10 protein-coding genes are annotated in these 6,920 nt (G+C 55.3%); 3 read left to right on the plus strand and 7 right to left on the minus strand.

All coding sequences use genetic code 11. The features are described 5' to 3' along the window. Positions 1-363 (plus strand): hypothetical protein (locus NMC31_RS25530; protein ID WP_253899379.1); only part of this gene is annotated, 363 nt, incomplete at its 5' end. Between the two features lie 106 nt (positions 364-469). Next, positions 470-871, plus strand: coding sequence for a RidA family protein (locus NMC31_RS25535; RefSeq protein ID WP_004099044.1), 402 nt, complete (start codon positions 470-472; stop codon positions 869-871). Between the two features lie 30 nt (positions 872-901). Here the strand turns inward: NMC31_RS25535 and NMC31_RS25540 are convergent, their stop codons facing one another. The 7 genes from NMC31_RS25540 to NMC31_RS25570 form a co-directional block, all read right to left on the minus strand. Then, positions 902-2,173 (minus strand): MFS transporter, encoded by a 1,272-nt coding sequence (locus NMC31_RS25540; protein ID WP_004357638.1) that lies wholly within the window; start codon positions 2,171-2,173, stop codon positions 902-904. Then, positions 2,161-2,673: a DM13 domain-containing protein gene (locus NMC31_RS25545; protein ID WP_004357637.1), complete on the minus strand. Its 513-nt coding sequence runs from the start codon at positions 2,671-2,673 to the stop codon at positions 2,161-2,163. The genes NMC31_RS25540 and NMC31_RS25545 overlap by 13 nt, the downstream gene beginning before the upstream one ends. A 3-nt stretch (positions 2,674-2,676) precedes the next feature. After that, the gene (locus tag NMC31_RS25550) at positions 2,677-3,147 is read right to left on the minus strand and encodes a TlpA family protein disulfide reductase (RefSeq protein WP_011191345.1); all 471 of its coding nucleotides are present in this window, start codon (positions 3,145-3,147) and stop codon (positions 2,677-2,679) included. A 151-nt stretch (positions 3,148-3,298) separates the two neighbouring features. After that, positions 3,299-3,604 carry a DUF1330 domain-containing protein gene (locus tag NMC31_RS25555; RefSeq protein ID WP_004357632.1) on the minus strand — a complete coding sequence of 102 codons (306 nt, stop codon included), beginning with the start codon at positions 3,602-3,604 and terminating at the stop codon, positions 3,299-3,301. 47 nt (positions 3,605-3,651) lie between these two features. Further along, entirely contained in the window at positions 3,652-4,083 is a 432-nt protein-coding gene (locus NMC31_RS25560; protein WP_004357630.1) for a GlcG/HbpS family heme-binding protein, read from the minus strand. Positions 4,084-4,156: 73 nt separating this feature from the next. Further along, a complete protein-coding gene (locus tag NMC31_RS25565; protein ID WP_004357628.1) occupies positions 4,157-5,059 on the minus strand; it encodes a zinc-binding alcohol dehydrogenase family protein in 903 nt (300 codons plus the stop codon). A gap of 127 nt (positions 5,060-5,186) precedes the next feature. Then, positions 5,187-5,954: a DUF1883 domain-containing protein gene (locus tag NMC31_RS25570; RefSeq protein ID WP_001159650.1), complete on the minus strand. Its 768-nt coding sequence runs from the start codon at positions 5,952-5,954 to the stop codon at positions 5,187-5,189. A gap of 168 nt (positions 5,955-6,122) precedes the next feature. On the opposite strand from NMC31_RS25570, the gene NMC31_RS25575 reads away from it, so the two are divergent. Beyond that, positions 6,123-6,737 carry a TIR domain-containing protein gene (locus tag NMC31_RS25575; protein WP_032640595.1) on the plus strand — a complete coding sequence of 205 codons (615 nt, stop codon included), beginning with the start codon at positions 6,123-6,125 and terminating at the stop codon, positions 6,735-6,737. Positions 6,738-6,920: the final 183 nt, after the last annotated feature.

The following is a 6,920-nucleotide window of genomic DNA, read 5'->3' on the forward strand; positions in this document are numbered from 1 at the left end:
TATGTCTCTACCGCTCGGCTCGATCGGAGCGAACCGATCGAAAACGACGAACTAGCTCAGGCCGAGGTCGCGAGCGACTTCGCTGAAGCGCTCGATGACACGCTCCATGACTACGCCAATAAACTCGAAAAGCTCAGGACGATCGATTTCGGCCCCAAGTTGGCCGTCAACGAAGGCGCTGTCGTCAAGCTGTCCGGCCGCCACTTTGTGATCGCGGTGTCAACGAGCAAGTTTACCTGTCAGGGGCGTGAGCTCATGGGCATTTCCACGATGGCGCCGATCTTCGAAGCGATCGAGGGTGCCCGAGCCGGGGAGACCGTGCAGTTCAACGGCCGGGACCTCACCGTAGAAGACGTGGAATAAAGCCCTCCACCGCAGCCGGCGCGCTAGTGCCGAACGCCCTGCATCTCTTTCTGCATGCATACGGTCACTTGCAGCCGCGTTGACCTGGCTCATCAAAGGCAAACTCATGACAACACCTTCATTCTTCATCACCCCCGGATACGGGACGCGCCTGCATGACGCGCTTCATTATTCTCAGGCAATGCGCATTGGTGACCGCGTGGAGATCTCCGGACAGGGCGGATGGAACGACGATCTCGTCATTCCGGAGTCGATTGAGGAAGAGATCGAGCAGGCGTTCAAGAACGTGGAACGGACGCTCGCGACCGCCGGAGCACGCTGGCCGCATGTGGTCCACGTCAATTCCTATCACGTCGGTGGATTCCCTCCCGTGATCAACGAAACAATGGCCAAGCTGTATCGCCACTACATGCCCGACCGCGCTCCAATCTGGACGCAGTTGGGAATCGAAGCGCTGGGGCTTCCAACCATGCGTATCGAAATTCGCGTAACAGCTATCATCGCCTGACCCCGCGGTTCGTGCAGGCGCCGTGCCGCGCTAATCCCGCACGCCCTGCGCCCGCTTCTCCATGCATATCATCGTATCGAGAGATCCGGTTATCATCGGCGTGCTCGGAGAACGGGGGGCCGCCTTGGCCTGGTTGGCGCGCCTCGGCTGCCTGCGGGCGATGGCCAGCACTGCCAGGAGCGTGAGCAACGCCGCCGCATAAAGGAACAGGCCGCCAGGGCCGACGATATTCATTGCAGCTGCTCCTATTAGGGGGCCAGCGGCTGTCCCGATCCCGTTGAGCAACAGAAGCCCGCGCGCGGTGCCGAGTAGCCGACCGGCCGGAAGATCGTCGTTTGCGACGGCGAGACACAACGAATAAATCGGGATGCCAAAGCCGCCGAACAGCGCACCTGCCGCAAGGAGCAGCGGCAGAGGCGCTTCCACCGCCAACGCTACGCCGATGGCAGACGCTGCGGACGCCAGCGCCGCACCGGCGATGACAAGATTCCGGGGCACTCGATCCGAAAGCCAACCGAGTGGCCAATGGAAGGCGAGCGTTCCACCAAGAACCGCAGCCATGAAGGCGGAGATACCGCCCACATCGAGGCCGATGCTCTGGGCGAAGTTCGCGCCCATGCCCCAGAAACCACCGATAGCCAGGCCGGCCAGGAAAGCGCCAGCCGCAGCGAGAGGTGATACGAGGACGAGGTCCCTGAACGCGACCCATTCCTGTTCCACCTGGGCCGGCGGATGACTGGGCAGCAAGGTGATCGGAACCACCGCCGCTGATATCAGCAGCGACACGATGAGGAACAATGTCACGTCGGCGGGCGGTGCGATGTTGAGTAACGCCTGCCCGATTGCCCATGAGCCCATAGAGACAACTCCGAATATCGACAGGAGCTGCCCGCGTGTGGATGGCAATGCGTGGGCGTTGAGCCAACTCTCCGTTGCGAGGATCATGCCCGCGTAGGCGAAGCCGGTAATCAGGCGAAGCGGCATCCAGGCGATCGGCTCCACGAACGCCACATGGAGAAGGGCGGTCATCGAGGCAATGGCCGCGAAGCCGGCGAAGGTTCTGACATGTCCCACGGAGACGATGATCGGTGGCAACACGAGCGCGCCGATCGTGAAACCCGCGAAATAGAAGGACATCATCGCGCTGATCGCGCCGGTCGAGAACCCCTTATGGCCGGCTCTCACGATCAGGAGCGTGCTCAGCAGGCCATTGCCCAGCAGCAGAGCGGCGACGCTCAGCAGCAGCGCCGCCACCGGCGCGAGAACGAGGCCGCGCTTGCCCGCCGACCTCATGGTATCCATCGCCGGGCTCGTTCTCGGGCCTGACTTGAGGGTTGATACTCTGCCGCACTGATGAACTGGTCGAATGCTTCGCACCAGATGACGACCGTGTTGTAGTCACGGACATCGATGCCGGCAGGCACCTCGACGATGAAGCCGTTGAACGTCTTCACATCGCCCACGCGGACTGATCTGTCCTTGATTAGGAGAAAGGCCTCCTTCGTGTCGACGAAACGTGGTGCGAGGTAGAGCTTGTAGTCGGGACCAGGGGCGAGGCGCCCGATATGGGCGATACGGTCGCGCGAGACCCGGATCTCGCCTTCCCCCCAGTGAAGCAGGTCGCTGCCTTTGAGATCGCGGGCCAGACGCCCTGCGTAGAGCGTCTCGGCTGAGATGGTCCGCAAGGCCGCCGCGTCCGGGGCCTGGGGGGCGGTCAGGATCGGCAGCGTGTAGACACCGCCCGCGAAGCCCATGGCGAGCATCGCGAGATGGGTGGCAATCAGGATGACCCAGCGCCGCATCGGTTACACCAGCTCCAGTCCCTTCACGAGCTGATCGGCGTCGAGATGGAAGTCCGAGAATACGATGCGGCCGCCAGCGTCCATCACGGAGAACCAGGGCGTTCCCCGCGTGCGGTAGTCCTCCATGAAGGTGGGAAGCGTCGCGCCGGCAGGTGGCTCGTCCTGACCGAACGCGACAGGAAGCGCATACTTGAGCTGGTTCACGCGCAGCTTCTCGAAGGTGTTCTCATCCGCTCCTTCGAAGACGGTCTGGATCACCGCGAAGCCCACGCCCTTGGCGCTCAATGCACCATGCAACCTTTGTAGCGTCGGAAATCCATGCAAATGGCAGCCACGGCACCAGTGCTGGAAGGCGAAGAGGACTTTCGGGCCGGTGCCGAGATCCGACAGCTTGAGCGGCGCGATGCTTTCTCCATCCGCGCCAATCCATCTCTGCACCCGCAGCTCGGGGGCTTGTCGTTCGTCGACGCTCATCTGATCCTCCAATTCCGATGCAGAAGTCCGATGAGTGGTCGCGTGTGGCGATGGCACGCGAACCTCACCGCCTTGATCCCCTACAGGTTGTAGGATGCGAGTTCGCCGACCGATACCTCGTGGCCAGCCCCGCCGTTCTTCCGTCGGTGTGTCACCGCCGCCCCTCAATGACAAAGGCGCGATAGCGGGAACCGGCAAAACGGTGCGCAGCGATGGTTTGGTAGGCGGGGCTATGATACCAATCACGGGCGGCCTGCATCGTCGGGAACCGCAAAATTACGGCCCCTTCGACGGGCGGCCCCTCCAAATGCTCCATCGCGCCATAAGCGGCGAGAAAGGTTACGTCGTGGCCATCGAACGATGGGCCGACGCCTGCAGAATAGGTTGCGAGTTCTTCCGGATCGGTGGTTTCTTCGCGGGTGAAGACGACGAACGCTTCCATCTTAAAGTCTTTCATAAGGTCGCATCTGCAGGCCACCGCCGCTGGCGATGGCCTTAAAGTCGTCAGGCTGGCAGCTCGAACCCGATTTTCGTGAGTGCCTCGACGCACGCATCCTGATCCTGCTGATAGTTGCCTCCGGAGATGCCGATCCCGCCGATCAACTTCCCGTCTTCCAGGATCGGATAGCCTCCGCCGACAGCGACCATCCGGGGGCGATAGGCCAGCGGCGCCACTTTTGGATCGTTCGAAACATAGTCGTTCCAGACATGGGTGGGGTACCCAAACGAGGCGGAACTCCAAGCCTTGTCGATGGCAACATCGACGGTGAGAAACGGCGCGTCATCAGTGCGCTCGAACGCGCGCAGGTTACCGGTGGCGTCGACGACGGCGACCGCAGCCGGGATGCCGATTGTACGTGCCGCGGCGATCGCCGCGTCGATGAGGGCGACGGCGGTTTCGCGGTTGATCGAGGCGGTGGCAATGGATTTCGTCATGAAATTTCCTTCGCCGTGGCGTAATCCGTCCGGCGTTCTTGAGGTTAGAAAAGACGTTCGGCGGTGGCAGTCATCAGAAGCCTTCGAGGACAATCTTGCCTCTTGCCGCGCCACTTTCGATCAGTGCGTGCACCGTCTTCAGATTGGCGGCATTAATTGGCGACAATTTTTCGGTTAGCGTCGTGCGAATTTTGCCGTCGTCCACCAGCACCGCCAGCGAATTGAGGATCTTGCCCTGCTCATCCATGTCGGGCGTGCCGTAGAGCGACCGTGTGAACATCAGCTCGTGGTGGATCGACACTGCCTTGCGCTTGAACAGCATGACGTCGAGCGCCTTGGGATCGTCGATGAATCCGAACCGTCCTTGCGGGGCGATCAGTTCGGCGATGTCGGATGCATGCTGCTCGGTATGCGTGGTCGAGAACACGAAAGCGGGAGCGCCGATGTTGAGCTCGGCAATCTGTGGCGCGAGCGGCCGAGAGTGGTCGATGACATGATGAGCCCCAAGCCCTTTAACCCACTCCTGGGTTTCCGGCCGAGAGGCGGTGGAGATGACGATGAGATCCGTGCGCTGTCGAGCGATCTGGATGGCGATCGACCCGACCCCACCCGCACCACCGATGATGAGGATCGCCGCCGCCCCGGGAACGGGCTTCGTCACGTCCAGGCGATCGAACATGGCTTCCCAGGCCGTCAACGTCGTGAGTGGCAGCGCCGCCGCTTCCGCCCAGTCGAGCGACGCGGGTTTACGACCGACGATCCGGGCGTCGACGAGATGGAACTCCGCATTGGTGCCAGGCCTTATGAGCGATCCGGCATAATAGACCTCGTCGCCTACCGCGAACTGCGTCACGTCGGGGCCGACCTCTTGCACGATCCCGGCCGCATCCCATCCCAGCACTTTCCAATCGCCATCAGCGGGCGGCGTGCTGCTGCGGATTTTGTAGTCGACCGGGTTGACCGAGACAGCCTTCACCTCAACGGGGTTTGAAGGCCAATGGAACGAAAACGTACGTTAAGAATGTAATTTATTGATATTCATAAAAATAAAAAAAGGATCGCTGATTGATCCTTTTGTTTTGCTATTTGAATTTCGATAAACATTAACCACGAGAATGCAGTAGCTCGGCTATCTCATGAGCAATTTCATCGATTGTATGAGTTGCAGTACTACGAGCAACTTTGTCTGCTAATGATGGACTAAAATCGACAACTTCTTGTTTTGTAATATTATGCCATATGGGAAGCAATATTTGCTCACCAGAAATAGCACGAGTGACGATTCCATCAAGTTCATAATTTGTCCAACCTTTGCTTATAAACGCCGGAGACAAAACTACTAACCCAACACGACTGTTTGCTAAACCTTTGTCTATTTTTTGTCTCAGGCTGTCACCAATTCTTAACGTCATTTCGTCATACCATACATTAAGGCCGTGACTGATTAATGAGTTTGCCAGAGAGCGAACAAAATCATCTTTATCCTCTGAGGCATGCGAAATAAATACGTCATGTATCTCGTTGCTCTGTGCTGTTGACGGTGGTCTGTTATCTCTTACCAGACTAGGAACTTCGCTTAACGGCCTATCCTGAATTTCAGGAAGAACCCCTGGAAGAACGCGAACAGAAGCCCTGGTACTCCCCCTTAATCCCTGCATATCTACAGCAATATGCCAATGGCCTGATGAAGGGATCTGTAACCTTATGGGGGAGCGCTTTGCTAACCCACCAATGTAGGAATGTCGTCGGCCATTCTTATAACTACTGAAGTTAGAACTATCCATTAGTCTAACATTTGCACCACTGGTAAGGGTGATTTCAACAATCTCCCCTCTTTTTCTTTGACCAAGATCATTATGGATGAATTGCATGTAAGTCTGCTCTCTTCATTTGAATTGGAAGAATGTAGCCACTTCCTGATTATACTGTATCCAGTGGTTGAGAGTATCTCTTAGTGTGAAAAAATAAATTATAAGACTTTTACTCGGTATGGATGAAGATGTAAAATCCGTAAACCAGAGAATAAATGAGGAAAAAGCGTGACCAAGCACAAAGTTTTCATCAGTTACCACCATGCTAATGACCAATGGTACAAAAACGAACTTGAAAAAATGAATGATGTTTTTGATATTTTTGTGAATCGCTCGGTATCACTTGGTGACATTGATGAAGAAGAAGAACCTCAAAAGATCAGAGAAATAATAAGGGATGAATATTTACGTGATACATCCGTTCTTATTTTACTCGTTGGGACTGAGACTAAAAATAGAAAGCATGTTGATTGGGAATTATATTCATCCATGAGGGATAGTCCCAGAAACGGCAAATCAGGTATTTTTATTATAAATCTTCCTTCAACAGGGACAAACAACATTAGAGCCAGTCATGGTGAAAATGAAAAAAATGAATTTCATCCTAATATAACCGAGTGGATAACAATCAACGACAGAACAACATATAAAGAAATATATCCATATATGCCTGAAAGAGTTATCGATAACTTGATGAGTGAAAAGTCATATATATCAATAGTCAACTGGGATCAGATACACAATAACCCAGAAAACCTTAGAAAAATGATTGAGTTAACATATCAAGATAAAGATAAGTGCGAATACGTTTTTTCTACCCCAATGAGAATGCGTAATGGCTAGCAGAAACAGTAAAGGGGAGTATGATACTCCCCTTTACTTGTTACCAATCCCATTTGGTGGTGTTCACGTTAAATGTTTGTTGAACCCGTGATGTGAAAAAATCATTTACTACTTTAAAATCGTTACATATTTTACTGTAGTTATAGTATTGCTTTTGTATTTTATTTATAGGCGTCAGGTGAA

The sequence above is a fragment of the Pseudocitrobacter vendiensis genome (assembly GCF_943590815.1).
In the GTDB taxonomy this organism is placed as follows: domain Bacteria; phylum Pseudomonadota; class Gammaproteobacteria; order Enterobacterales; family Enterobacteriaceae; genus Pseudocitrobacter; species Pseudocitrobacter vendiensis.